24 protein-coding genes and 1 pseudogene are annotated in these 26,248 nt (G+C 70.6%); 16 read left to right on the top strand and 9 right to left on the bottom strand.

Translation table 11 applies throughout. The features are described from left to right. The first annotated feature begins 192 nt into the window (after positions 1–192). The 4 genes from CLV68_RS16980 to CLV68_RS16965 all read left to right on the top strand — a co-directional run bounded on the left by CLV68_RS16980 (position 193) and on the right by CLV68_RS16965 (position 4,549). The gene (locus CLV68_RS16980; RefSeq protein WP_121391845.1) at positions 193–1,431 is read left to right on the top strand and encodes an ABC transporter substrate-binding protein; all 1,239 of its coding nucleotides are present in this window, start codon (positions 193–195) and stop codon (positions 1,429–1,431) included. Beyond that, positions 1,428–2,318, top strand: a complete 891-nt coding sequence (locus CLV68_RS16975) for a carbohydrate ABC transporter permease (protein WP_121391844.1) — start codon at positions 1,428–1,430, stop codon at positions 2,316–2,318. Before CLV68_RS16980 ends, CLV68_RS16975 begins: the two co-directional genes overlap by 4 nt. After that, on the top strand, positions 2,315–3,073 hold the full coding sequence (locus CLV68_RS16970; RefSeq protein WP_121391843.1) for a carbohydrate ABC transporter permease: 759 nt from the start codon (positions 2,315–2,317) through the stop codon (positions 3,071–3,073). Before CLV68_RS16975 ends, CLV68_RS16970 begins: the two co-directional genes overlap by 4 nt. Positions 3,074–3,208: 135 nt before the next feature. Beyond that, positions 3,209–4,549: a fibronectin type III domain-containing protein gene (locus CLV68_RS16965; RefSeq protein ID WP_147460033.1), complete on the top strand. Its 1,341-nt coding sequence runs from the start codon at positions 3,209–3,211 to the stop codon at positions 4,547–4,549. A gap of 61 nt (positions 4,550–4,610) precedes the next feature. Here CLV68_RS16965 and CLV68_RS16960 read toward each other — a convergent pair whose 3' ends face one another. The 4 genes and pseudogenes from CLV68_RS16960 to CLV68_RS16950 all read right to left on the bottom strand — a co-directional run bounded on the left by CLV68_RS16960 (position 4,611) and on the right by CLV68_RS16950 (position 6,727). Beyond that, entirely contained in the window at positions 4,611–4,811 is a 201-nt protein-coding gene (locus CLV68_RS16960) for a hypothetical protein (protein WP_121391841.1), read from the bottom strand. Between the two features lie 39 nt (positions 4,812–4,850). Then, complete coding sequence (locus CLV68_RS16955; RefSeq protein ID WP_246010009.1) at positions 4,851–5,801, bottom strand: DUF4034 domain-containing protein; 951 nt, start codon at positions 5,799–5,801, stop codon at positions 4,851–4,853. 144 nt (positions 5,802–5,945) lie between these two features. Then, a pseudogene (locus CLV68_RS35675) lies at positions 5,946–6,086 on the bottom strand (M48 family metalloprotease); the annotation flags it as partial. 92 nt (positions 6,087–6,178) lie between these two features. Next, on the bottom strand, positions 6,179–6,727 hold the full coding sequence (locus tag CLV68_RS16950) for a hypothetical protein (protein ID WP_147460032.1): 549 nt from the start codon (positions 6,725–6,727) through the stop codon (positions 6,179–6,181). 157 nt (positions 6,728–6,884) lie between these two features. Here CLV68_RS16950 and CLV68_RS16945 point away from each other — a divergent pair, with 157 nt between their 5' ends. Further along, positions 6,885–7,589 carry an SDR family oxidoreductase gene (locus CLV68_RS16945; RefSeq protein ID WP_121391838.1) on the top strand — a complete coding sequence of 235 codons (705 nt, stop codon included), beginning with the start codon at positions 6,885–6,887 and terminating at the stop codon, positions 7,587–7,589. Position 7,590: 1 nt separating this feature from the next. Here the strand turns inward: CLV68_RS16945 and CLV68_RS16940 are convergent, their stop codons facing one another. From CLV68_RS16940 to CLV68_RS33985, 3 genes are all read right to left on the bottom strand, one after another. Next, positions 7,591–8,517, bottom strand: a complete 927-nt coding sequence (locus CLV68_RS16940; protein WP_121391837.1) for a helix-turn-helix domain-containing protein — start codon at positions 8,515–8,517, stop codon at positions 7,591–7,593. A 98-nt stretch (positions 8,518–8,615) separates the two neighbouring features. Beyond that, complete coding sequence (locus tag CLV68_RS16935) at positions 8,616–9,833, bottom strand: S1 family peptidase (protein ID WP_121391836.1); 1,218 nt, start codon at positions 9,831–9,833, stop codon at positions 8,616–8,618. A 253-nt stretch (positions 9,834–10,086) separates the two neighbouring features. After that, positions 10,087–10,239: a hypothetical protein gene (locus tag CLV68_RS33985; RefSeq protein ID WP_170224413.1), complete on the bottom strand. Its 153-nt coding sequence runs from the start codon at positions 10,237–10,239 to the stop codon at positions 10,087–10,089. A gap of 453 nt (positions 10,240–10,692) precedes the next feature. Here CLV68_RS33985 and CLV68_RS33980 point away from each other — a divergent pair, with 453 nt between their 5' ends. From CLV68_RS33980 to CLV68_RS16900, 5 genes are all read left to right on the top strand, one after another. Continuing rightward, entirely contained in the window at positions 10,693–12,045 is a 1,353-nt protein-coding gene (locus tag CLV68_RS33980; RefSeq protein ID WP_170224412.1) for a hypothetical protein, read from the top strand. Positions 12,046–12,191: 146 nt separating this feature from the next. Further along, positions 12,192–13,646 carry a PKD domain-containing protein gene (locus CLV68_RS16915; RefSeq protein ID WP_147460030.1) on the top strand — a complete coding sequence of 485 codons (1,455 nt, stop codon included), beginning with the start codon at positions 12,192–12,194 and terminating at the stop codon, positions 13,644–13,646. Positions 13,647–13,672: 26 nt separating this feature from the next. Then, positions 13,673–15,121, top strand: coding sequence for a PKD domain-containing protein (locus tag CLV68_RS16910; RefSeq protein WP_170224411.1), 1,449 nt, complete (start codon positions 13,673–13,675; stop codon positions 15,119–15,121). Between the two features lie 1,008 nt (positions 15,122–16,129). After that, complete coding sequence (locus CLV68_RS16905; protein ID WP_121391832.1) at positions 16,130–17,266, top strand: actin cross-linking domain-containing toxin; 1,137 nt, start codon at positions 16,130–16,132, stop codon at positions 17,264–17,266. A 78-nt stretch (positions 17,267–17,344) separates the two neighbouring features. Beyond that, a complete protein-coding gene (locus tag CLV68_RS16900) occupies positions 17,345–18,130 on the top strand; it encodes a helix-turn-helix domain-containing protein (protein WP_121391831.1) in 786 nt (261 codons plus the stop codon). On the opposite strand, the gene CLV68_RS16895 is transcribed toward CLV68_RS16900, so the two are convergent. Both CLV68_RS16895 and CLV68_RS16890 read right to left on the bottom strand, forming a co-directional pair. Further along, on the bottom strand, positions 18,127–18,486 hold the full coding sequence (locus tag CLV68_RS16895; protein WP_121391830.1) for a nuclear transport factor 2 family protein: 360 nt from the start codon (positions 18,484–18,486) through the stop codon (positions 18,127–18,129). The two genes, CLV68_RS16900 and CLV68_RS16895, sit on opposite strands and share 4 nt — an antisense overlap. A gap of 100 nt (positions 18,487–18,586) precedes the next feature. Beyond that, entirely contained in the window at positions 18,587–19,582 is a 996-nt protein-coding gene (locus CLV68_RS16890) for an enoyl-CoA hydratase/isomerase family protein (RefSeq protein WP_121391829.1), read from the bottom strand. Positions 19,583–19,812: 230 nt separating this feature from the next. On the opposite strand from CLV68_RS16890, the gene CLV68_RS16885 reads away from it, so the two are divergent. Genes CLV68_RS16885 through CLV68_RS16860 form a run of 6 tightly spaced genes read left to right on the top strand, consistent with a single transcriptional unit; the run spans position 19,813 to position 26,244 of the window. Continuing rightward, positions 19,813–21,168: an aminotransferase class I/II-fold pyridoxal phosphate-dependent enzyme gene (locus CLV68_RS16885; protein ID WP_121391828.1), complete on the top strand. Its 1,356-nt coding sequence runs from the start codon at positions 19,813–19,815 to the stop codon at positions 21,166–21,168. Between the two features lie 12 nt (positions 21,169–21,180). After that, positions 21,181–21,723: an OsmC family protein gene (locus CLV68_RS16880; RefSeq protein ID WP_121391827.1), complete on the top strand. Its 543-nt coding sequence runs from the start codon at positions 21,181–21,183 to the stop codon at positions 21,721–21,723. Continuing rightward, positions 21,720–22,880, top strand: a complete 1,161-nt coding sequence (locus CLV68_RS16875) for an ABC transporter substrate-binding protein (RefSeq protein WP_121391826.1) — start codon at positions 21,720–21,722, stop codon at positions 22,878–22,880. Before CLV68_RS16880 ends, CLV68_RS16875 begins: the two co-directional genes overlap by 4 nt. After that, positions 22,881–24,701, top strand: coding sequence for an ABC transporter permease (locus tag CLV68_RS16870; RefSeq protein ID WP_121391825.1), 1,821 nt, complete (start codon positions 22,881–22,883; stop codon positions 24,699–24,701). Then, positions 24,698–25,540 carry an ABC transporter ATP-binding protein gene (locus CLV68_RS16865; RefSeq protein ID WP_121391824.1) on the top strand — a complete coding sequence of 281 codons (843 nt, stop codon included), beginning with the start codon at positions 24,698–24,700 and terminating at the stop codon, positions 25,538–25,540. The genes CLV68_RS16870 and CLV68_RS16865 overlap by 4 nt, the downstream gene beginning before the upstream one ends. Next, positions 25,537–26,244, top strand: coding sequence for an ABC transporter ATP-binding protein (locus CLV68_RS16860; RefSeq protein ID WP_121391823.1), 708 nt, complete (start codon positions 25,537–25,539; stop codon positions 26,242–26,244). Before CLV68_RS16865 ends, CLV68_RS16860 begins: the two co-directional genes overlap by 4 nt. Positions 26,245–26,248: the final 4 nt, after the last annotated feature.

Raw genomic sequence — 26,248 nt, 5'->3', positions numbered from 1 at the left:
GGACAACCGAGTTGGGCCGGACAGTCCCTTGTGGACGACGACCCGAGCCGTCGTCCGCGGTGATCACGGGGTGTAGTCGGTGCGGTGGCGCACGCTCGTTCGGCCGAGTGCGGGTGTTCTCCTGGTGGGAGGATTCGACAGATGATCACGGGGGTTCGACAATTCCTCTCACGTCGAGTTGGGGAGGTCGGGATGGGTGCCGAGCTGAGCCGTCGGTCGTTCGGGGTGGTCGCGGGGTTGTTGGGGCTCGCGGCGTGTGGGTCGAACACGGGGCGGGGTGGGGGTGCGGCGGGGACCTTGCGGCACTGGTACCACGCTTATGGCGAGGACGGGGTGCAGGACGCGGTGCGCGGGTATGCCGCCGCGTACCCGGGGGCGAGGGTCGAGGTGCAGTGGAACCCGGGGGACTACGACTCCAAGGTGTTGACGGCGTTGCAGACCAGCGGGGTGCCGGATGTGTTCGAGGCGCAGGTCAAGGTCGACTGGGTGCGGCAGAAGCAGGTTGTGCCGCTCGACGACCTGCTCGGCGACACCAAGGGTGACTTCGTGCGGACGCTCCTGGAGTCCCAGACGGTCGACGGGAAGCTCTACGGCATCCCCCAGGCGATCGACACCCAGGTCCTCTACTACCGCAAGAGTCTGCTCGACAAGGCAGGTGTGACCCCGCCGCGGACCGTGGACGAGCTGATCGATTCCGCCAAACGGCTCAACACCGGTTCGGTGCGGGGGCTCTTCGCGGGTAACGACGGCGGGGTCGGCGTGCTCACCGCGCCGTTGCTGTGGTCGGCCGGCCTGGACTTCCTCTCCCAGGACGGCAAGGCTCCCGGGTTCGACGACCCGCGCGCCGCCACCGTGTTCGGCAAGTTGCGGGACCTGAACCAGGCCCTGCTCCTCGGTTCCCCGACCGACTGGTCCGATCCCGGCGCGTTCGTCGACGGGCGGGTCGCGATGCAGTGGACCGGTCTGTGGAACCTGCCGAAGATCACCGCCGCGCTCGGCGACGACATCGGCGTCCTGCCGTTCCCGCGCCTGGACGCCGCGGGCGCGGAGTCGGTGCCGGTGGGGGCGTACAGCGCGATGGTGAACGCCCGCGGCGCCGACGTCGAGGCGGCCAAGGCGTACGTGAAGTGGCTGTGGGTCGAGAAGGCCGAGTACCAGACCGAGTTCGCCACCGCGTTCGGCGCGCACCTGCCCGCCAGGGAGAGCCTCGCCGCGAGCGCCCAACCGCTGCGGGCCGGGCCGGGCAAGGACATCGTCGGGTTCGTCACCCGCGGCGGCCGCGTCGCCAGCCCGGCCCGTTGGTCCGCCCGCGCCAACACCGCCCTGTCGGACGCGGTCGCGCGGATCGCCAGGCAGGGCGCCGATCCCACGGCCGAACTGCGCGCGGCCCTGGACGTGGCGAAGGACGAGATCGCGCGGCTGGACCGGTGAGGTCGCGGACCACGCGGACGTTCTGGCTGTTCGTCGGGCCGTTCGCGGTCGGGCTGCTGCTCTTCACGTACCTGCCGATCGCCTGGAGCGCGTACCTCAGCTTCTTCGACGCGCGCAACACCGTGACCCCGACCGAGTTCGTCGGCTTCGGCAACTACGTGGACATCCTCACCGACCGCGCCTTCCTCGACAGCATCGGCACGTTCACCGTGTTCGCCGCGTTCATCGTCCCCACGACGGTCGTGCTGTCGCTGGCGCTCGCCCTGCTGGTCAACCAGATCCGGGTCGCGCGGGCCTTCTTCCGGTCGGTGTTCTTCCTGCCGTTCGCGTGCTCCTACGTGGTGGCGTCGCTGGTGTGGAAGATGTCGCTGTTCTCCGGTGTGGACAGTGGGGTCGCCAACACCGTGCTCGGCTGGTTCGGTGCCGATCCGCAGGCGTGGGTCGGCACCGTGGACCCGCCGCTGTACTGGGTCGTGCTCGTCACCGCCCGGTTGTGGTTGCAGCTGGGCTTCTACATGATCCTGTTCATCGCCGCGCTGCACCGGATCCCCACCCACCTGTACGAGGCGGCCTGGATCGACGGCGCCGCACCGGGCTGGCAGACCTTCCGGCACATCACCCTGCCCGGTCTGCGCGGCGCGCTGGTCGCGGTGCTGACCCTCAACCTCATCAACGCCTACCAGGCTTTCGACGAGTTCTACAACATCCTCGGCGACTCCCGCGGCTACCCGCCGTTCGCGCGCCCACCGTTGGTGTACCTGTACTACACCTCCCTCGGCTCCGGCGGCCAGGACCTGGGCCGGGGGAGCGCGGGCGCGGTCGTGCTGGCGTTGGTGATCGCGCTGGTGACGTTGCTGTCCGGCCGAGTCCTGCGGAGGCAGGCATGATGCGACTCCTGCGCCTGCTGGCGTTGATCCCCGTGACGGTGCTGTTCCTGGTGCCGTTCGTGGCCTTGGGTGTGCGGGCATGGCCTGCGCTGGGGGAGGTGTTCTCCTACAAAGAGATCCCCTTCGCGCGCAGCCTGGTGAACTCGACGGTGGTCGCGGTGCTCCAGACCGTCGGCCAGGTGGTGCTGTGCTCGTTGGCGGGCTACGGCCTGGCGAGAATCCCTTACCGGCACGCCCCGAAAGTCCTGTACGCGGTCGTGGCGACGCTGATGGTGCCGACCGCCGTGACGTTCGTCCCCAGCTTCGTCGTGGTGTCGAGCCTCGGTTGGCTGTCGGACCTGCGCGGACTGGTGGTCCCCGGGCTGTTCAGCGCGGTGAACGTCTTCCTGTTCCGCCAGTACTTCCTGGACTTCCCGGTCCCGCTGGAGGAGGCGGGGCGCCTGGACGGCCTGTCCCGGTGGGGCGTCTTCTGGCGGGTCGTCGTGCCGAACTCGGCGGGCATCCTCGCCGCCATCGCGGTCATCGACTTCATCGGCAGCTGGAACCAGTTCCTCTGGCCGCTGGTCATCGCCCAGGACTCGTCGACCTGGACCGTGCAGGTCGCCCTGTCGAGCCTGCTCACCGCCCAGAACCCGAGGACCACCCTGCTCTTCGCCGCCGCCACCGTGTCCGTCCTGCCGATCATCGGGGTCTTCACCCTCTTGCAGCGCTACCTTCTCCGCGGTGTCGCGGAGACCGGCCTCACCGGGCAGTGAGGGCCGGATTGCCTTCCCGGGCAAGTGTTTCGAGTGCGGAGGCATCGGCCTGCGTTCGGCGCAACGTCGTTGGTTCGCGGGGGTGGCCGGCCATACGATGCCGGTGTCCCTGTTCCCCTTCCGAATGGAAACCCTGTGCGTACCAGGAGAATCGCGGGCGCGGTGTTGGGCGCCGTCGCTGTCGTCGGGTTGACCGCGGTGCCCGCGGCGGCCCAGGTGATGTCGGTCGACGTGACCGGCCAGTGCGCCGATCCGCTGGTGGGGTCGGTGCGGGTGGCGGTCGCGGTCGACGTGGAGAACCCGGCGTACCTCAGCCCGGCCGCCGAGGCGCGGCGGATCACCGGGACCGTCACCCTGCCCGTCACGGCGGTCGACGCCCTGGTGGCCAAGGGCGCCGCCACGGTCGAGGGGCAGGTGACCCTCCAGGTGGCCATCAGCGGGACCTACACCGCCCGGGCCGACAACACCCTGGCCCTCGCCTCGACCCCGATCACCCCCGGCCGCGAGCTTGTCGTCCCGGTGATCGGCTACACCGCGCCGGTCTACTCCAGCTACCTGACCGGCACCAACTACGTTGACGTGACTGGCATCGGTGTCGGCCTGCGGCCTCGGCGCGCCGACACCTCACCCGCCGTGCGCGGCGGGATCAGCACCCCGTGCACCGTCGTGGAGCCCAAGCGGTGGATGACGATCCGGACCGACAGCATCATCTCCGAGAACCACCCGGCGCCGCGGAACCTGAGGTTCGGCACCATCACCACCGACAGCATCACCGTGTCGTGGGACCCCACCCGCGGGCTCATGGGCCCGCCCCTGGGCTACGACATCCTGGTCGACGAGGTGCCCACCGTCCGACTGATCGGCGCGGGCACCACGACCGGGACCGTCACCGGCCTCAAGCCCAACACCGACTACTACATCCGCGTCAAGGCCGTCGACAGGGGCGGCGAGCGCCGCAGCGAGGTGTTCCCCGTCCGCACCGGGGACTTCCTCGCCCGCCACTACTTCGACATCGGCGGGATGATCGCGATCAAGGACACCGCCCTGCGACTCGTCGGCGAGCAGGCGACCGCGCTCGAACTCGCCACCGGCACCCACACCTCGAACCCGACCTTCGCCCCCACCCAGGTCCGCCTCGCGACCTACGGCACCGCGAACGTCGAGTTCACCCCGGTGTCCCCGGCCACCGGCACCTTCCGCGGCGGCGTGTTCACGGTGACCACCCGGCAGAAGGTGACCGTCCCGCGCATCACGATCGGCAACCGCACCTACCTCACCCCGAACTGCACCACCACCGTCGACCTCCCCCTGACCTCCGGCCCCGACTTCACGACCAACGGCACCCCCAACCCGATGACCGGCACCGTCACCATCCCCCCGTTCCGCGACTGCGGCCAGGCGACCAGCACCCTCAACCGCTTGGTAGCGGGTCCGGGCAACACCGCTGACATCACCTACACCTCCTACCCGGGCTGAGGTCCACACAGGACGAACGCCCCGCCTGGCCGGACAGCGGGCGGGGCGTTCGCCGGTGGAGTCAGGTGGTTCGCTGGTCGCCCAACCACAGCGGGGCCAACTCGGCCACGTGCCCAGCCGCGACACGGGTGAGGGCCTGGAACGCCGCGAGCAACCGGTCGTCGAGCCCCGGGTCGGTGGCGGCCAGCAGCACCCGCAGTGCCGCCACCTTCCGCGGCGAGTCGTACTCCGCGAGTTCGGCCAAGGACTCCTCCAGGGTCACACGCCACCTCCCGGTACCAAGATGCCCGAGATGGGACACCTAGCGAGCGGCCTCGGTGCGGGCCTGCTCCCGGGTGTGCAGGAAGACGCGGCGCGCCTGGCCGGTGAGGGACCAGGGTTCGTTGTCGGCTCTGGAGCCGAGGGCGCGGAACTGGGTGAGCGCGTCGGCGGGGCGGTTGTTGGCCATGAGGGCGTGGATGGCCCAGCCGCGTTCCTTGCGGGTGAAGTTGGTTTCCGCGGTCTCCGTGGCCAGCCGGGCGATGAGGGCGTCCAGGGCGGCGACGACGTCGGGGGCGCGCCAGCGGTCGTCGGTGTGCTCGAAGGCGCCGAGCAGGGCGATCAGGGCCAGGCGCGGGGACTTGGCCGCGGCGCGGGTGGCGAAGTCGGTCATCAGGTCGTCGGAGCCGTGCCACTTGGCGCACCAGTACTGCAGGGCCTGGATGTGGCCGTAGCGGTGCAGCGGGTCCCTGGCCACCAACTCGGCCCACACGGCCTCGAACTCCGCGTGCGGGACAGGCAGACCACGCGCCAGCATGACCTGCGTCCACCACGGCGTCGGGTCCTCCGGCGCGGCCTCGGCGGCCACCAGCGCGGCGGCACGCCCCTCGGTGAGCAGGCGCTGGAAGCCCTCGACCTGGTCCGGGGTCGTCTCGTCCGCCTTCCGCGCGCCGCGGATCTCCCAGGCGCGCAGCACGAACGACTGGGCCAGCACCGCCGCGTGCCCGGGGTCGTCCGGGCGAGCGGCGCGCCACGCGGTCAGCCAACCGTCGTCCTGCGCGGCCGCGTCCGCGAGCTCGAACACGACATCCGCCCGCGCTTCCCAGTCGCCCCAGGTGGAAGCGACCACCTCTGCGGCGGGTTCCCAGTCACCACCGAGCGCGGTCCGGTAGGCGGCCAGTACCCCGGGGTGGTCCGGGATCCGGTTGTCGCTGACTTCCTCGTCCGGCACCAGGTCCGGTACGGACTTCTTACGGGAGAACAACTTCCTCAACGCTTCCCTCCAGAGTGGACCAACAGACGGACAGGTCGAACTCGCCGGTGTCCGGGCTGGGCAGGAAGGTCCAGTCGACCGACCAGCGGCTGTGCCCGGCGTCGACGAGCGCCAGCAACACCAGCTGGTACAGCGGTTGGCGTAGTGGCCCAGTTCGTGCGCGAGGATCGCCGCCAACTGCCTCTCGCTCATCGCCGCCAGCAACGGTGCGCCCACGGACATCCGGCGCCGCAACACGACCAGCCCGAGCACCACCGCCACCGCGGCGCGCGTGAACAAGAACATGTCCCCCACAGACCTTTCCCCAGTGCCGACCCCCGGACGCGGCACCGCGAGTGTGCCGCACCCACCCGGTCGGACGCGATAGGGGGTGTTGATCAGGTGGGCTTGGGCGCGGTGTCCAGGCGGGTGAGCAGGGGGGTCAGCAGGGCGTTCAGCTCGCGCACCAGGGTCGTCAGGACCAGGCGGGCGGCTTCGGGGACGGCGTCGGTGGAATGGGGGGCCGGGGGGAGGTCGGTGAACGGGATGGGGGCCTGGACCAGCAGGGTCGAGCGCAGGTGGGGGACGGTGGCGATGTCGCGGTCGGTCGGGTCGACGTACTGGCCGAACAGGGTGGGCCAGTCGCGCCAGCCCCGGTCGGCGGACCAGTCGCGGGGCCACGCCAGCGTGGCGGGCCAGGGGGCGGCGATGCTCACCGACGCGGTCAGGGTGCCGTCCCACCCGCTCGGGTCGAGGTCGGCCGACAGCACCCGCGGGTGGCGCCGGAGGTAGCCGGGGTCCACCGCGGGCGGTCCGGCCAGCCGCCACACCGCGCAGGCGAACGGGACCGGGCTGATCTCGCCGAACAGCGGGGCGAGGACGTCCTCGCGCTCCAGCACGTACCGGTCGAAACCGTCGTCCAACCGCTCCGTCCACAAAGGTCGCACGAGGCCCCCTCCAGAGTCGCCGGATGCCAGCCTACTCCGGTCCGGCCGGTGCGGTATTCCCGTGAAAAGCGCTGGAGTTTGCTCCAACTCCAGAAGTTTGCGGCGCGAAACGGGCGCGCGTATAAAGTCGACATCACCTTCGGAATCTGGGGAGATCATGTCCGACGCGCGAGTGGCATTGGTGACCGGTGGCGGAAGTGGAATCGGCGCGGCGACCGCGGAGCAGTTGCTCCAGCAGGGGTACCGGGTCGTCATCACCGGCCGGGACGGGGAGAAGTTGCGGGCTTTCGCGGCGCGGCTGGGCGATCCGGAGGGGCTGTTGACCGTGCCGGGGGACGCCGCTGATCACGTGGCCGTGCGGGCGGCGGTGGAGCGGGCGGTGGCGGCGTTCGGGCGGCTGGACTGCGTGGTGGCGAACGCGGGGTTCGCGGTGTTCGACGGGCTCGACGACGGTGACCCCGCCGGGTGGCGCGACATGGTCCTGACCAACGTGCTCGGCCCGGCCGTGCTGATCAACGTCGCGCTGCCCGCGTTGCGCGCCACCCAGGGGCGGATCGTGCTGGTCGGCAGCGTCGCCGGGCACGTGCACTCGCCCGGCAACCTCTACGGCGTGACCAAGTGGGCCGTCACCGGGCTCGCCGAGAACACCCGGCGCATGCTCGTCGACGACGGCATCGGCGTCACCCTGGTCTCCCCGGGGGCCACCCGCACCGACTTCTTCGACAAGGCACCCGGCGGCGTGCCCGACCGCGATTTCCTCTCCGCCGAGAAACTGGGGGAGACGATCGTGTGGGCGTTGACCCAACCCGATGGCGTGGACGTGAACACGATCATCATCCGGCCGACCGGGATGGTCATCTGAGCTACTTCCACTGCCACATCAACCCGTACACCCCGGGCACGCATTTCGGGAAGTACGTGTGAATGGTGTTCGACGCGTCCGCCAGCAGCCTGCGCCGGTTCTTCTGGGCGGCCGGGACCGAGTCCCGGAAGTAGCCGTGGCAGCGGGTGGGCAGCGCGGCGGGGTCGAACCGGACGCGCAGCAGCACGCTCGGCACCGCGTTGCGGAACCGGTGCTCGTGCACCCGCGACGGCACGGCGCTCTCGCCCAGGACGGTGTCGTACTCGACGATGGTCGTCTCGTTCTTCGCCAGCACCCGGCCGAAGCGGATCTCGGCGGCCAGGAAGCCGTTCTCGTGGTCGACCCGCACCTCGCCGAGGTGCCCGGAGTGCACCCGGATGTCGGTCGGCATGACGTCGCCCTCGTCGACGCCGTGCACGACCAGGAAGTGGTCCTGGTCCTCCCGCACCGCGCGCAGCACCTGCATGGTCCTGATCAGCCGCAGCGACCGGCCCGCGTCCACGGTGCACGACTCGGTCAGGTTCATCGGCACGATGCCGTTGTTGAACCGCTCGAACGACCCGCCGAGCACCCCGCGGATCGGGGAGTCGTCGCCGTAGAGGCGGGTCCCGGTGACCCCGCTGGGTGCCAACGGCCGACCGCGGGGTTTCGGCGGGTCGAGCAGGTCGAACAGCGCGTTCGACGGCAGGTTGAGGATCGTCTCCAACTCCCGCAGCGCCCGCAGCGACTTGGCCCGCTCCGGCCTGCTGCGGCCCTGCTGCCAGTAGCTGAGGGTGGCCAGGCTGATGTCGACGCCCCGGTCGGCGAGCCTGCTGCGGATCCGGTCCAGGGTGAGGTCGCGCCGGTGGATGGCGGTGCGCAGCGCGTCGCCGAAGTTCTCCTCGCGCGGCACCGCGCCCACCTCGCTCTCCTGGCGGAACCCGGTCATGGCGCTCACTCTCCTAGGGCGAGGACGGAGTATCACCCTGATGGCACCGTCGCCGCCACCCCCTCGGGGTGACGGCGACGGTGGGTGAGCGGTGCTGATCAGCCCACGGTGAGGGTGAGGCCGTAGTAGGACAGCGCGTCGCTCAGCGGCTGGAAGTAGGAGGACTTCCCGCTCTGCACGCCGCCGTTGAAGGTGCACTGCTGGCCGGTCGGGCCGCCGGAGGTCATGCCCTGGGCCTGGTTGCCGGAGATGTAGGCGCCGCCGCTGTCGCCGCCCATGGTGCAGACCGACGAGCTGGCCAGGCCGCGGACCACGGTGTCCGGGCCGCCGTTCTGGTCGGTGTAGGTGACCGTCACGTTGTACGCCTTGATGGTGCCGCAGGTCCAGCCGCTGGTGGCGCCGGACTTGCAGATCGACGAGCCGACCGACGCCTTGGTGCCGCCGCGCACCGCCACGTTGGTGGTGGCGCCCCAGGTACCGACCGTGGTGGCGATCGAGTTACCCGAGTTGATCTTGGCGACGCCCATGTCGACGCTGTTGCTGCCCACCGCGAACCGGGTGGCGGTGCCCTTGGCGAACGCGGCGCCGTTGTTGTACAGCGATGGCAGACCCGCGATGCAGTGACCGGCGCTGACCAGGTACTGCGTGCCGGAGGAGTTGCGGGCACCGAAGCCGACGGAGCAGTAGCCGCTGCCGCCGTTGATGTTCATCTTGCTGCCCGGGTACACCACCGCCTGGGTCTGCAGCGGGGTACCGGTCCTGACGACCTGCACCGCGGCGCCGAACTTGGCGACCTCGGCGAGGAACGCCTTGGCCTGCGGCCGCGCCGCGTCGGACACCTCGACCTTGACCACGTCGGCGGCCACGTCGACGCTCCACGACGCCACACCGGCGGGGACCTGCCGGGTCGCGGCCTGGTCGAGCTGCGCCTGCACGCGGCTGAGCGCGGCCTCACCGCGGGCCGGGGCCCGCGTCGCGAGACCGGCCGAGCGCGCCGTGGCCGCCGACGAGGCGTCGGTGGTGTTGACGGTGAGGGTGCCGTTGGCGTCGACGAAGCTGCCGTCGATCCGCAGGCCACCGCGGGTGAGGTCGGCGAGCTTCTGCTGCTGCGCGGCCTCGCGGTCCAGTCGCGCGACCGCCGCGCCCTCATCGATGCCCAGCGACTTGGCCAGCACCGACACCATCTCCGGCTGGTACTTCGGCTGCTGCGCGGGCTGCGCCGCCGTCGCCGAGGAACTGGCCGCCCACAGCACCGCCGGGACGACCGCGCTGACCGCGAGACCCGCGATCAGGCTCTTTCGGAGGGTGATTGCCATAAACCGTGCCTTCCCTGACCGGGTTCACCACACGCAGGGGGAGGGAATGTCCGAATGACTTGCTTTCACACATTCCCAGTGTGGTGATCCCCGGGCGATCGGGGGGACGCCCGATCGCTGGAAAAGCACTCTCCTACTAGTTCCGCGCCGCCGACAAGACTTGTCGCGGAACGGTTTTTCACAGACAGCCGAGGCTACTCTGAATACACAGAAGGGACCGCCCGGCGGCGGCCCCGTCCCGTGTGGTGCTACCTCAGAAGACCAGCACGGCCAGCAGGATCAGCCCGAGCGCGACGGCGATGACGGTGGGGATCAGTGCGGGCGAGCGGCGGTAGTGGCTCTGCACCGAGGTCGTGCGGAACCAGCTACCCGGCAACCGGCGGCGGTGCTGCTGAACCCGAGGCATCATCTACTCCCAACCCGTGGCGTCTCGTGGCGTCGAGACTGCTTGTCGAACACGATCACCCTTCACGTACCCCCGACCGCGGGCGATCACACATTCGGATCGGGGTGGGAAAAGCGCTGCGGCGGAAATCCGCTTTCGGCGATGGGAGCGGCCGCGGGAACCGGCGGTGGGGTGGGGTCGATGGCTGGGGGTTTGCCGGTTCGGGCAGACGCGGTGCTGGGCAGGTTGACCAACGCGGTCTTGCGCGAGGGGGCCGGACGCGGTGCTTCGCGCTCGGGAGGGCCTGCCGCGCGGTGATGCGGTGGTCGCGGGCGTGGGCCGTGCCGAGCAGCTCCCGTTTCCAGCCTTCCGGAGTGCGGGACCGGGGGCCAGGGTGACATCGCGGGCTGTGGATGGGTCGCGGGGATGTGGACAACTCGCGGTGGGACGATGGACGCCGGTTGAGGGGGGCGTGTGGCGGACAGGGGTGTGCGGGCCCTGCGGATCGCGGCGGGGGCCTTGGTGTTCGGGGTCGCGGCGTGGGCGTTGGTGCAGTTCGGTGTGCCGGGGTGGTTGTCGGACGAGCGGCACCCGCTGCGGCCGGTGCTGGAGGCGGCCTCGTGGGTCGCGGGACTGTTGGGGTTGGCCGTGTCGGTCGCGGCGTTGGTGGTGTCCACGCGGGTAGGTGGCCGATCGGGCGGCCCGGCATCGGGTGAGCCGGTCCGGGGCCCCGTACAGGTCTCGGGCGACTCGGGCAATGACCAGGTCTCGGGCAACACGATGTCCGGGCATGTCGGCGGGTCGGTGGTGCAGGCGCACACGATCACCGGGGCGGTGACGGTGACCGCGCCGCTGCCGAGGTGGGTGCTGGGCGCGGTGGGGCTCGTGGCCGTCGTCGTGCTGGGGGTGGCGGTGATGGCGGTGGTGGTCGTGACGGCGCCCGCGGACGAGGCGGAGTTGCGGGCCGTGGTCACCGTGAGTCCCGGCAAGTGCGCGGGTGGGTGGGTCGTGCCCAACCCCACAGGCCCTATACCGCTGACAGACCGGCCGGAGGGTGCGATCCAGGCTGATCAAGGGCAGGTAGTGCTGACGTTGCAGGGTTCTGTTCCTGCGGCGGTTGTGTTGCAGTCGCTTCGCGTGGAAGTGGTGTCCCGCAAGCCCGCCGCGTCCGGGGTGCTGCTGGACACGCCGTGCGGCGCGGACGTCACACCGCGCAGCTTCGGCGTCGACCTGAACAAGGACAACCCGTCCGCGGTAGGTCTACCGGGCACCGAGGGTGGCGAAACCATCCCCGCGCCGCGGTTCCCCTTCCAGGTCAACGAGTCCGAGGTCGAGCAGTTCGTCATCACCCCCTCCGTCGCCACCGACGAGGTCGAGTGGCGCCTGCACCTCACCTGGACCTCCGGCACCCGCCGCGGCGAGACCACCATCGACGACAACGGCCGCCCGTTCCGCACCACCGGCACCACAGCCGTGACCACCAACTACTGCGCCGACCTCACCGCCATCGAGTGGACTCCCAACTACTCCTGCCTCCGCCTCCAGTCACCCACCGCGGGCGGCTTCGTGGGCGCCTGGGAGGGCCCCGGCACCATCACCTTCAACGACGACGGCACCGCCCTGTGGAAGTCCGCCACCGGAGAGGCCCACATCCGCCTCCTCTCCGTGATCGGCTACCTGGCCACCGCGGACGTCACCGCCAGCACCACCCCGGAACTCGCCCCCGGCGACCGCGTCCGCTTCGCGAACAACACCGACAACCTGCGCGCCGTGACCCAGTTGGGCAAGGTGCTGACCTGGTGCAAGCGGGGGGCCACGTGCCAGTGAGCCCGGGCACGCACCCAGGTGGACGGGTCAACCGGCAGCTTTGACGTTCCGGTCGGGTAAGTGGTTACGGAACCGGTGGCTGGGTCGAATCAGGGGCCGGGGGTCCTTCCGAATGGGGGCGGGGCCTGACTCTGGGGAGTGCTGGGATGCGCCTGTCGTGGTGCAAGTCGGTCGTGGCCGCCTGTCTGATCGCGGTGGCTGTGCCGGGGATGGCGGAGGCAGCGCCTCCGTCCAATGATGACTTCGCTGGCGCCACGGCGGTCACGTCGTTGCCGTTCGCGGGTGCGGTGACGTTCACCGAGGCCACCACCGCGCCGGACGATCCGTGGCTGTGCAGTTCCAGCAACGAACGTTCCGTGTGGTTCGACTTCACCCCCACTGCGGATGGCCTAGTGCAGATAGACCTAACGGGCTACGGCTACGGCACGCTGGCCCTGTTGACCGGTACGCGCGGAGCGCTGACCGTAGTGCCGGGCACCTGCCACAACTCGAGCGAGAACGCGGCTCTGGTCCCTGTTGTGGCTGGGACCACCTACCACGTGATGGTGATCAGCCCGTCATGGTCGAACTCGCCTCTTACGCTGACTGTGGACAGCATCCAGCCGCCTGCCAACGACAACTTCGCGAACGCGGCACCCATCACGACGGTCCCCGCCGCCGCTGAGGCAGCGTTGGGCGCGGCGACCGCGGAACCGTCCGAGCCCAACCCGTCGTGCGTGCAAGGGACAGCTGGTGCCCCGTCGGTGTGGTACTCGTTCACCGCGCCGCGCACCGAATGGATCACCTTCGACCAGACCAGCGACGACTACGAGTCCGTGTTCGCTGTCTACACCGGCAACTCGCTCGGCAGCCTCACCGAGGTCCTGTGCGATGCCTACTACCGCCGCGTGCTGGCTGTCACCGCTGGTCAGACCTACCGCGTCCAGGTGAGTAACTGGCAGCCCGCCGCTATCCCGACTCGGCTCGAACTGGCCGCGGCCCCTGCCCTGCGCACGGAGATCACCCAGCAGGTGTTCGACCCGTCGGTGTTCGACACCGTCACCTTCTCGCAGTACCTGTCGGACCTCGAGAACGAGGCCGTCACCGGCTCGACCTGGAACTTCGGCGACGGCACCACCGGGTCCGGCCACCAGGTGAGCCACCAGTTCACCGCCGACGGCGACTACCAGGTCCGCGTCACGACCACCACCGCCAGCGGCCGCACCGCCACCGCCACCCGCGCGATCGCCGTCCGGACCCACGACGTGCGGGTCGCCGGGTTCACCGTCCCCACCGCGGGCCGCACCGGGCAGACGAAGCCGATCGAGGTCACCGTCGGCAACACGAGGATCGCCGAGAACGCCACTGTCACGCTGTACCGCAGCACGTCCACGGGGTTCCAGGAGATCGCGCGCGCGACCCAGTACGTGCCCGCGCGACCGAACCGCACCGTGGCGTTCCCGTTCAACTACACCTTCACCCCCGGCGACGCCACCCTCGGGCGGGTCACCTTCCGGGCCGTGGTGACCCTCGACCAGGGCGTGCGCGACGTCCGGCCGGTCGACAACGAGGCCGTGGCCCCGGCGACGACGGTCCGCACCGGTCCGAACGGCCTGAGCTGACCATGCGACGAGACACCTGGAGAGCCATGACCACGCGAGGGACCCGCCTGCGCCTGGCCGCGACGGCCGTCGCCGCCCTGGCCGCCGCCGCACTGGCACCCGGCACCGCGCACGCCGCGCCACCGTCCAACGACGACTTCGACAACGCCACCGCGATCACCCTGCCCTTCACCGAGCAGGTCGACCCGCGGGAGGCCACCCGCGCGCCGGACGACCCCAACAGCTGCCTGCACCCGGCGAACGGCACCGCGTGGTACTCGTTCACCTCCACTGTGGACACGACGCTGGCGTTGGACTTCCACCGCGCCTACGTCGACACCGGCGTCTACACCGGCACCCGCGGCGCGCTGGCACTCGTCCCGCGCAGCTGCTCCACCGGCAGCGAGATCCGCGAACTGGACGCCCGCGCGGGCGTCACCTACTACCTCAGCGTCGCGGCCAACTCGTGGTCGTGGCCGTTCCAGTTCACCGCCGAGGTGGTGCCGCAGCCCGCCAACGACCACTTCGCGGCCGCCGAGACCATCGGGGCGCTGCCGTTCACGGGGCAGGTCAAGCTGGCGGCCGCCACGGTCGAGGCCGGTGAGCCCACGGCCAGTTGCGACCACAACCCCGGGTCGCCGTCGGTCTGGTACGAGTACACGCCTGTCGAGACCGGGTCGCTGGTGCTGAGCGCGGACGCGTGGGCCGACCACAACGCCGTCGCCGCCGTCTACACCGGGCCTGAGCGGACCGAGTTGGCCTGTGTCCACAGCCACCACGGGATCTTGCGCGCCGAGGCAGGCCGCACGCTGCACATCCAGTTCACCGCGGCGAACGCGGGCGCCGACGACGTGGTGCTGGGCCTGCGGGCCGCGGAGGTGCTGCGGCCCGCGCTGCAGGTCTCGCCCGAAGGCGCTTCGATCCACGACGAGGTGCGGTTCGACAACACCTCCCAGGACCCCGAGGGCTACGGCACGAGCATCGAGCGGCTCGACTTCGGCGATGGCACCCCTGTTGTCGCCCCCGACCGCTCATACGTCTATCACCGCTACGCCGCTGACGGGGACTACACCGCGCGCTTGACCGTCGCGAGCCTCGGCGGCCGCACCGCGACCATCACCAAGACCATCCCCATCCGCACCCACGACGTCGCGATCACCGGCTTCGACGTCCCCACCGCCGCCAGGGTCGACGCCACCAAGCCGATCGACGTCACGCTCGCCAACGGCAACTACACCGAGACCGTGAAGGTCACCCTCTACCGCGGCACCGCCACCGGCTTCCAGCCCGTCACCTCGCTGACCAAGACCATCCGCCCCAACCGCACCACCCGCTTCCCCTTCACCTACACCTTCACCGCCGCGGACCTGACCGAGGGCACCATCGTCTTCAAGGCCACCGCCGAACCCACGACCCGCGACGCCCTCCCGAGCGACAACACGGTGATCGCCCCCGCCACCCGCGTCCGCAAGGCCGCACCACAGGGCGCCAGCTGACCAACTCCAGCAGAACGGGAGACGACCCCAGCCAGGGTCGTCTCCCGTTCTGCCCGTGCACCGATCGCCCGGGGCGTGGACCAGCAGAGACCGGGTCCGAGGTGGACACCCGGCAACCGCCCTTCGCCTGGCAGGCGGTCACTCATCCCGGCTGGCCTCGATGGGTGGCCAGTCCGCGCAGAGTCCGGTCAAGGCACGGCTCGTGGCGGTGGTGTCTGAGCGGGGACGGTCTTGGACACCACTTCATCGGCGCAGGTCGGAGTCGCCCAGGCGCGGGGCGTGATCCGCGTGGTGGTCGACCGGGATGACGTGCCTGACCGCGGTGGAGCGAGGACGCCCGAAGCGGTCCGGTGGGGATGTCCGCCAAGTGGATGCCTCGATACTCCCAGTCCGGGCATCGCTGTCTTCGCGAGCAGGGCTGCCGGGATTCCTGCCCATCCGCTGAGCGTGCTGTCCACCAGCCACGCCGAGTGGGCCGCGCCATCGTCGCTTGCTCGACGCCCGGCCATGGATCGCCACTGGACCGTTCCCGCGCGGGACGCGGTCCGAGGTGGACATCCGAGCGTCCGTTCGGGTGGCCGCCTCCACTGGGCGGTGGTCGCTCATCCGGCCGGTGCAGGTCAGCGGCGACCAGGTGCGGGGGTGATCCTCGTGTTGGACGACCGAGCCGATGCGCGTGACCGCAGCGGGGCGAGGACGCCCGAAGCGGTCCGATGAGGATGTCCGCCAGCCGGATGCCTTGACGCGGGCACCGCCGTGCTCGTTGCCAGACCGCGGGGGTTTCTGGCAGTTCGCGAGCCGTGCTGTCGACTGGCCCCGCCCGTCCGATGCCCGGCCGTGGATCGCCACCGAGCCGCCACGGTCGCGCTCAGGACACCTGACACCCGGTCCGAGGTGGACATCCGAGCGTCCATTCGGGTGATCAACTCGGGTGGGGTGATATGCCGGGGTGGGTGGTGGCGATCGGGTGGGTGGTCCACCTGTCGGTCCCAGAACCGGAGTTCGCGCATGATGCCTCTCGACCTGTCGCCGTACCGCACCGAGTTCACCGGGCCCTCGGTGGGCACGGAGCAGGAGTTCCTCGGGGTGCGGATCGGCCGGAAGTCCGCCGGTGGGTCGGGGATCGCCGATGTGGTGTCGCACGGGCAGGTGTTGGTGCAGATCACGACCGACATCGGCGGTGGTGGGGACGCGCCGTTCGGGTACCTCGGGTACACGATGGAGATCAAGACCAGTCCGACCGAGGTGACCGACGTCGCCGGGTGGGAGTCGCGCCGGAGCGCCATCCGGGAGGTCATCGCCGCGATCGCGATCATGGTTCAGGTCAAGGGCGGCGCGTTCACCGCGGGGAAGTTGGGCGAGTTCGACCTGGTCGTGCACAACAGCGACCACGTCGTCTACGGCTCGGACACCCTGTCGACCGGGGTGAGCGGCAGCAGCAGGCACGCGACCTTCGGCCTGCCCTTCGCGCTGCTGGGCACCGAGCACGCGGCGCTGGTCACCAAGGCGGGCTGGTACCAGGACTGGTCCGAGGAGTTCGACCTGATCGAGGGCACCGGGTGGGTCGACCGCGACCGGTCCCTCGGGGTCTACAACTACCTGCGCTCGGTACTGACGCGGCTCGCCGAGCTGACCGCCGACTACTCGCTGGCGGTGCACGGCCTGCACGAGCTCAAGGGCTTCACCGGCAACCTCTACGACAGCGCGATCAAGAACCGGTGGGGTGTCCTGCCCAGGACCTCCCCCTGGGTCGCGATCGAGCTCCTGGCGACGAGCGACCGCGACCGCATCCGGCCGACCCTGCTCAAGCGCCCGTCCCGGATCGACGACCCGGTGATCTGGAGTGCCGCCGTCAGCCACATCACCCAGCACCGGTCGCTGGCGGGCCACACGCCCACGGCGCCCACCTACACCGAGCAGGACCTGCCCGGCACCCTGTTCGAGTTCCGCTCCGCCATCCCGTTCGCCTTCAGGCACGCCTTCGTCCTCGTCGACGACGAGATCGGCGGCTTCGACGGCGAACCGCCGCTGCCCAGGCCGAACGCGACCCAGGACCAGCTCGACCTGCACAACGTGATCAAGGGCCGTCGCAGGTCCGACGAGGACTTCGAGGACTCGGACTCCGACGACAACAGCTTCGACTGACCGCCCCGGCGGCCCGGTCCCGGTGATCGGGCCGCCTTTCACCGGTAGCATTGCCCTGCACCGGTAGCATTGCCCGCGATGACACAGACCGCGTCGATCGGCGGGATGCTCCGGGAGTGGCGCCGGATCCGCGACGTCAGCCAGCTCGCGCTCGCGTCGCGGACCGAGATCTCGGCCAGGCACCTGAGCTTCGTGGAGACCGGGCGGTCGGCGCCGAGCCGGGCGATGGTGTTGCGGCTGGCCGAGCAGCTGGACGTGCCCCTGCGCGACCGCAACCGGATGCTGCTGGCCGCGGGGTACGCCCCCGCCTACCCCGAGAGCGCCCTGGACACCCCGCGCCTGGAGTCGGTCCGCGCCGCCGTCCGCCGGGTCCTCACCAGCCACAACCCGTTCCCCGCGTTCGTCGTCGACGGCGGCTGGGACATGGTCGACGCGAACACCGCCGTCACCCTGCTCACCGAGGGCGCACCACCGGACCTGCTCGCGCCGCCGTTCAACGTGCTGCGCTACAGCCTGCACCCGCGGGGGCTCGCCGCGCGCATCGTGAACCTGACCCAGTGGCGCCGCTACGTCCTGACCCGCCTGGAGCGCCAGCTCCGCGCGGGCCTGGTCCACCTGACCGACCTGCACCGGGAGCTGCTCGCCTTCCCGTCGACCAACTCGCTGACCGACCCCGGCGACTGCCCGACCGACCCCTTCGACGTCGTCACCCCGCTGCGGCTGCGCCACGACGGCCACGACCTGTCCCTGTTCGGCACGGTCACCACCTTCGGCACACCCCGCGACATCACCGTCGAGGAACTGCACGTCGAGAACTTCTACCCCTCCGACGAGGCGACGGAGCGGTTCCTGCGCTCCCGCTAGTACCTGTCCAGGAACCCGTACACCGCCTCGAGCCGCCCGTTCCCGTCGACCACGGCCACGTCGAACCCGACCACGATCGCCTCGGCCCCCGCGGCCGGGATCAACTCCCAGCTGAACCGGGCGACGTTGTGGTGCTCCTCGAACACCGCCCCCCGCGCGAACCGCATCCCGGTGAACCGCGCCTGCGCCTGCGCCACCACCTGGTCAACCCCCGCCCACCCCCTGACGTCCACCAGGGGATCCACGTACCGCCCGTCCTCGCTCCACACCCCCTCCACCATCTCCCTCCGCGCCGTCGCGTCCGTCCGGTTCCACACGGCCAGGTACGCGTCGACAACACTGCTGAGATCGCTCACTCGAACCCCTTGAGTCAAGGTCAACCGACCCCTCAAGTCTCACCAAAGCGAAGCCCGCGGTCGATTACCTCGCAGGTAATGGCCCACCGCTTCGGGGCGATCACGGCGCGAAGTAGCTGTCGACCAGGGACTCGTCCACTTCGGCCAGCGTGGCGGGGGACCAGCGGGGTGAGCGGTCCTTGTCGATGATCCGGGCCCGGATGCCCTCGACGAGGTCCGGTGATCGCAGGGCGCGGCGGGAGGTGCGGAAGTCCTGGGCCAGCACGGCTTCCAGGTCCGGCAGCACTGCCGCGGTGCGCAGGGCCCGCAGGGTCACCTTCAGGGCCGACGGTGACTTCTGCTCGATCTCCTTCGCCGCGGCGATCGCTGCCTCGCCGCTGCCGCGCAAGCGGTCGAGCACTTCCTCGACGGAATCCGGCGCGTAGCAGTGATCGATCCATTCCCGCTCTGCTGCCAGCGCGCTCGGCGGGGCAGTGATCGCGACGCCCGCGATGGCGTCATCCCGGGATTCGAGCGCCTCCAGCAGGTCCGGCAACCGATCGCTGGGCGCGTAGTGGTCCGCGAGTCCACAGTGGATCGCGTCCGGGCCGGAGATCGAGGTGCCCGTCAAGGCGATGTGCGTGCCCAGTTCCCCGGGGGACCGGGACAGCAGGTACGTGCCGCCGACGTCGGGTGCCAGCCCGATCCCCACCTCGGGCATCGCGATCCTGGACCGCTCCGTCACCACCCGGTGGCTGCCGTGCGCGGAGATCCCGACACCGCCGCCCATCACCACGCCGTCCATGAGCGCCACGTACGGCTTCGGGTACCGCGCGATCAGGGCGTTCATCCGGTACTCATCAGCCCAGAACGCCAGCGACGCCTCCCCACCCGCGCGGGCGTCCTCGTGGATGAACCGGATGTCGCCACCCGCGCACAGTCCCCGCTCGCCCGCGCCCAAGACGACCACCACCCGCACCGCGGGATCGGCGCGCCACAGTTCGAGGTGCTCGGTGACCGCCAGCACCATCGCGTGGTCGAGAGCGTTGAGCGCCCGCGGCCGGTTCAACGTGATCCGCCCGACACCACCACGGACGACGAACTCGACATCGCTCACAGCGCCTCCACCAGGTCAAGGTCAGCCAACCGTAACCGCCCCCACCCGGCGATCTGAACAAACCCTCCGGCGAGTGGTGTCGATCACGGGCGTCACCCGGATGCCCGGGTTTTGTGCGGTTTTTGTTCAGTTCGGCCACCAGGTGAAACGTTCTTGACCGGCGGTTCCGGCCGGCTACGGTTCCTGCTTGTCGCAGCACGACGAGAACGCACAAACCGGGGGAGTCGGGGATGAGCCACACCGCGCAGACGCCGGTGCACTGGCTCGTCAACCGGATTCGGGATCGGACGGCCAAGGGGATCGCGGTGGCGGTGGGGGAGTTGATCCGGGACGGGGAGTTGCCGCCCGGTACCCGGTTGCCGACGGTGCGGGCGCTGGCCGCCGGGCTGGCGGTGAGTCCGGCGACGGTCGCGGACTCGTGGGGGCAGTTGCGGGCCGAGCAGCTCATCAACACCGGTCGACGCCGTGGGACGACCACGCTCGCGCCGCCGGACTCCACCCCGCGCGACTGCTTCCCCGGGTGGTCGGCGATCGACCTCGAACAGGGGCTGCCCGACCCGGTGTTGTTGCCCCCGTTGGAAGACGCCGTCGCGGCCGGGGTTCGCACCGAGCGGCTCAACGGGTTCGAGCACGACTACATCACCCCGCGCCTGCAAGCCGCCGTCGCGACCACCTGGCCGTTCGCCCCCGAGGCGTGGACGGTCGTGGCGGGCGGTTACGAGGGCACGCTGCTGGCCTGCCAGGCGGTCGCGGCGCCCGGTGAGCTGGTCGCGGTGGAGGAACCGACCGCGCCGCGGGTGCTGGACACGTTGCGGCGCTCCGGCATCCGCGTGATCGGCGTGCGGTGCGACGAGGAAGGCCCGATCCCCGCGGCGCTGGCCGAGGCCCTGGCGCACAAGCCCGTCGCGTTCATCTACCAACCGCGCGCCCACATCCCCTTCGGGCACACCGTCTCCGCCGACCGCGCCGCGCAACTGGCCGACGTGCTCGAGAGCGATCCCGATGTGTCCGTTGTGGAGGATGACAACCTCGGCCCGCTCGCCTCGGCCCCCGTCGCCAGCATCGGCGCGCACATACCCGAACGGCTCCTGCTGGTCCGCTCCTACTGCAAGGCGTACGGCCTGGAGCTGCGCAGCTGCGTGGTGGCCGGGGCCGAACACCTGGTCGAGCAGGTACGGCACAAGCGCGGGTTCGGCCTGGTGTGGGCGAGTCGCATCCTCCAGGACGCGCAGGCGTACCTCATCAACGACCCCGCGACGGGCGTCCTGATCAGACAGGCGAGGGAACGCTACACCCACCGCCGCACGACCCTCGCGGACGCGTTGCGCGACCGGGGTTTCGACGTCCACTCGCGCGACGGGCTCGTGCTCTGGGTCCCCGTCCCCGACGAGACGCGCGCGATGGTCACCCTGGCCGGGTACGGGGTCGCCGTCGCGCCGGGCAGCCGGTGCTACATCGACCCGCCCGCCGAGCACCACATCCGGATCGCCACCAGCCACCTGCCCGACGACCCGCTCCGGGTCGCCGAGCTGGCCGACCTGGTGGCCCGCGCCGCGGCAACCGCACCGCGCGACGAGTTCGACTGACCTGGAGGAACCTTGAGCACGCTGCGCGAGTACCTCGCCCAGAAACGCCTCGCCTGGCTGTCCAAACAGGACACCATCGCCACCGCCGACGTCATCACCCCGACCGCGAAGGTCAGCGCCGAGGGCCGCAGCGGTGTCCGCCGGATCCGCATCCGCGACCACCAGGTCCTCAGCGACAGCGGCCAGGACTACGCGGGCTACGACCTCGGCCCCAGCTCGCCCGAGCTGCAACTCGGCGTCCTGGGCAGCTGCGTCACGCACATCTTCCTGATCCAGGCGGCGGCCGCCGACCTCGTCCTGGACTCCGTCGAGGTCGAGGTCACCGCGACCATCGACCCGAAGGCGGGGACCCCCGGCTTCGAGGACGTCCCGCCGTCGCCGCAGAACATCTCCTACACCGTCCAGATCGGATCGCCCGCGACCGACGAGGAGATCGACGCGCTGTTCGCCGCCGTCGAGCGGGCCTGCCCGATCTTGAACCTGTTGACCAACCCGCAGACCATCACCGCAACGGTGGTGCGGGTGCCCGCCCAGAGTGAGGAAAGCGCACGATGATCAGCAGACGTGGATTGTTCACCGCCGCGGCCGGAGTGGGCGCTACCGCGGTGCTCGCGAGCTGCGGCAGGCTCTCCGGCGAGCAGGCCGCCGCGGCTCCCGCACCCGCGGCGGGCCCGATCTTCTTCGGGGTGTCGGCTCCGCTGTCGGGCGCCTCCGCCGAGTACGGCAAGATCTGGCGCACCGGCTTCGACCTCGCCCTCGACGAGATCAACGGCGCCGGTGGGGTCAAGGGCCGCGAGATCGAGCTGCTCTGGGAGGACACCCAGTCCGACCAGAAGCAGTCCGTGCCGGTCGCGCAGAAGTTCGCCGGGGACAGCAGGGTCCTCGCCGAGCTCGGCGACTTCGCCAGCCCCGCGTCGATGGCCGCGTCGCCGGTGTACGAGAAGGCGCACCTCGTGCAGTTCGGCTTCACCAACTCGCACCCCGACTTCACCAAGGGTGGCGAGTACATGTGGAGCACCTCGACCACCCAGCAGGACCACGCGCCGGAGTTGGCCGACCTGGCGAAGTCGTTGGGCACCAAGCAGGCGGTGTACTACATCAACACCGACTGGGGCAAGACGACCTGGAAGCTCTACGAGGAGCACGCCAAGAAGTCCGGCTACGAGATCGTGCACAGCGAGGCCGTGCAGGCCGACGGCTCCGACTTCCGGCCGAGCCTGATCAGCGGCCGGGACAAGGGCGCCGACGTGCTCGTGTTCATCGCGTACTACCAGGCCGCCGCACTGCTGACCCAGCAGGCGAAGAACGTCGGCCTCGGCCAGGCCAAGATCGCCCTGCCCAGCTCGGCGTACTCCCCGCAGTACATCGCGCTCGGCGGCGAGGCGACCGAGGGCTCGCAGCTGATCGTCCGCTTCCACCCCGGTGACACGCGGCCGCAGGTGCGCGAGTTCGTGGACAAGTACCAGAAGCGCTACGGCAAGCAGCCCGACGACTTCGGTGCCGGTGCGTATGACGCGCTGAAGATCCTCGCGTGGGCGGTCGAGCACAGCGACGGCACCCGCGAGGGCGTGCGCAAGGCTTTGCTGGAGGGCAAGGACATCCCGAGCCTGCTCTACGGTCCGTTCGCCTTCCGCGAGGACCGCCGGGTGACGACGCCCAAGTCGACGCGGCTCGTGGTCAAGGGTGGCGCCTTCACGCTCGCGGGGGCGTAGGTGCTCGACACCGCCCTGGCAGGTCTGGTCAACGGCAGTTCGTACGCGCTGCTGGCGCTCGGGCTGTCGCTGATCTTCGGCGTGGCGAACGTCATCAACTTCGCGCACGCCTCGGTGTTCGCGGTCGGCGCCATGTCCGGCTGGTGGTTCTCCGTCGACCTCGACTGGCCGTTGTGGACGGTGCTGCTCGGGGTCGTGGCGGTCACCGGCCTGCTCGGGTTGGTGATCAACCTCGTCGCGGTGACCCCGCTGGCGAAAGCACCGCCGATCGCCGCGCTGCTGTCCACGTTCGCGGTGTCGGTCGTGGTGGACAACGGCGCGCAGTTGGTGTTCGGCCCGGAGACCAGGCGGTTCCCGGCGCTGCTGGCCACCGACAACCTCGGCCTCGGCGGACTGCGCTTCGGAACCCTCGACGTCACGATCCTGGTGGTGGCGATCGGGTTGATGCTGCTGCTCGGCTGGTTCCTGCGCGCCACCCGTTACGGCCGGGCGATCCGGGCGGTGGCGCAGGATCGGGACGCGGCCGCGCAGATGGGCATCCCGCTGGCGCGCGTGCAGAACCTGGCGTTCGTGGTCGCGTCGGTGCTCGGCGGCGTCGCGGGCGTGCTGGGCGGGATGTACTTGAACAACATCTCGCCGACCGTCGGCTCGACCGTGGGGATGTCGGCCTTCGCCGCCGCCACCCTCGGCGGGCTGGGCAGTCTCCCCGGCGCGGTCGCGGGCGGATTGTTGCTCGGCGTCGTGGAGGCGTTCGGGGTGTCGTGGTGGGGCGGGAACACGCGCACGCTGATCACGTTCGCCGTGCTGCTGCTCGTGCTCTGGGTGCGGCCGTCGGGGCTGTTCGGCAAGCGGACACCGCTGGCGGCGGAGCCGATGACGGGGACGTTCTTCGGCGCCGCGCGCACCGTCCGGCTCAAGCCGTGGCAGGTCGCGGTGGCGGCTGTGGCGGCGTATGTGGTGCCCGCTGTGGCGTTGGACGACTACACGGTGCAGATCGGCGTGCAGGTCGTCGTCTACGCGATCCTGGCGTTGTCCCTCACGCTGGTGTCCGGGCAGGCAGGGCAGATCTCGCTCGGACAGGCCGCTCCGCTCGCCATCGGCGCTTACACCTCTGCGCTGCTGACTACCGCTACCGGGATGGACTTCTGGGTAAGCCTGCCTATCGCGGGTGTGGTGGCGGCGGTGCTGAGCGTCGTGTTGGTGTCACCGTCGTGGCGGCTGCGTGGGCACTACGTGTCCATCGCGACCCTCGCGACCGGGCTGCTGGTGGCCGCGGCGGCGGTGAACTTCGACTGGCTGACCAACGGGCCGTCCGGGGTGTCCGCCATCCCGCCGCCGTCGCTGTTCGGCGCTGAGGTGAGCGCGCCGCTGGCGGTGTACTTCCTCGACCTGACCATCCTGCTGGTGGTGCTGCTGCTGGTCGTGCGGCTGCGGCGGTCCACCCTCGGCCGGATCTGGTCCGCGGTGCGCGAGGACGAGGTCGCGGCGCGCTCCAGCGGCATCGCGGCGGCGGACCACAAGTCGCTCGCGTTCGGCATCGGCGGGTTCGTGGCCGGGATCGGTGGCGCTTTGTTCGCGCAGCAGTACGGGTACATCGACCCCAGCGTGTTCGGCATCTCGGTGTCGCTGCTCGCGCTGACGATCGTGGTGCTCGGCGGGCTGAACTCGCCGCTCGGGGCGGTGGTGGGCGCGATCGTGCTGGTCGGGCTGCCGGAGGCGCTGCGGCTGCTGGAGGAGACCCGGATGCTCGCCTACGGCCTGCTGCTGCTCGCCGTGGTGCTGTTCCGCCCGCAGGGCCTGATGGGGAAGGTGGCGCGATGACGGTCCTGGAGGTCACCGGGCTGCGGCGCTCGTTCGCCGGGCTGCGCGCGGTCGACGGGGTGTCGTTCACGGTGGGGCAGGGCGAGGTGGTGAGCGTCATCGGGCCCAACGGGTCCGGCAAGACGACCGCGCTCAACCTGGTCAGCGGCGTGCTGCGGCCGGACGCGGGTCGGGTGGGGTTCCTGGGGCGCGACGTCACCGGGTGGCGACCCGAGCGCCTGGCCGAGGCCGGGTTGTCCAGGACGTTCCAGAACGGGCGGGTGTTCGGCAACCTGTCGGTGGCGGAGAACGTCCTGATTGGACTGACGTCGACGCTGGAGGCCGCCCGACCGTTGGCGCGGTGGCGGAACGTGCCGGTCTTGCGTTGGGCATCGTTGCTCGCCGAGACCGCGGTGGCACTGGTCGAGCCGCCTTCGGTGCGCCGGGAGTTGGCTGAGCGCCAAGCCGAGGTCTCGGCGCAACTCGACCGGTTCGGCGACCGGCTGACCCCACGCGCCTCGGACGCGGCACACACGTTGTCGTATGCGAACCGGCGCCGGACGGAGATCGCCCGCGCCCTGGCCGCGAGCCCGGCGCTGCTGGTGCTCGACGAGCCGACGGCCGGGATGAACCCGGCGGAGACGGCGGAGGTGCTGGAGCAGCTGCTGGCGCTGAAGGCGACCGGGCAGACGATCCTGCTGGTGGAACACAAGATCGACCTCGTGATGCGGCTCTCGGACCGGGTGCTGGTGCTCGACGCGGGCGCGGTGATCGCCGCGGGCACGCCGGACGAGGTCAGGACCGACCCCCGGGTCATCGAGGCGTACCTCGGCAAACGACGAACGGTGGCGCGTCCATGAGCCTGCTGGAACTGGACTCGGTGTCGGTGTTCTACGGTCAGACGCAGGCGCTGTACGACGTGAGCCTGGTGGTGGAGCCCGGGGAGATCGTGTGCCTGCTCGGGGGCAACGCCTCGGGCAAGTCCACGACGATGAAGACGATCCTGGGGCTCACCACACCGCGAACGGGTGAGGTGCGGCTGGCGGGGGAGCGGGTGACCCGGCTGGCACCCGCCGGGCGGATCCGGCGCGGGCTGGCCTCGGTCCCGGAGGCGCGGCGGGTGTTCCCGGAGATGTCGGTGGAGGACAACCTGCTGACCGGCGCGTTCACCCGCCGCAGCGGGGTCCGCGCCGAACTGGCCTCGGTGTACGAGTCGTTCCCGCGCCTGGCCGAACGCCGCCGCCAACCCGCGGGCACCCTCTCCGGCGGCGAGCAGCAGATGCTGGCCTTCGGCCGCGCCCTGATGAGCGCCCCGACCCTGATCTGCATGGACGAGCCCACCATGGGCCTGGCCCCGATCTTCGTCGACCGCGTCCTCGACCTCATCGCCGCCCTCAACCGCGACCGCGGCCTCGCCGTCCTCATGGTCGAGCAGAACGCCGAGCTGGCGCTCTCCATCGCCCACCGCGGCTACGTCCTCAACACCGGCCACATCGCTCTCTCCGGCCCGGCCCCCGACCTCGTCGACAACCCCGCCATCCGCACCGCCTACCTGGGCGCCTGACCGG

This window comes from Actinokineospora cianjurensis (assembly GCF_003663795.1).
Taxonomy (GTDB): domain Bacteria; phylum Actinomycetota; class Actinomycetes; order Mycobacteriales; family Pseudonocardiaceae; genus Actinokineospora; species Actinokineospora terrae.
This window is presented reverse-complemented; position numbering and strand designations above follow the sequence as displayed.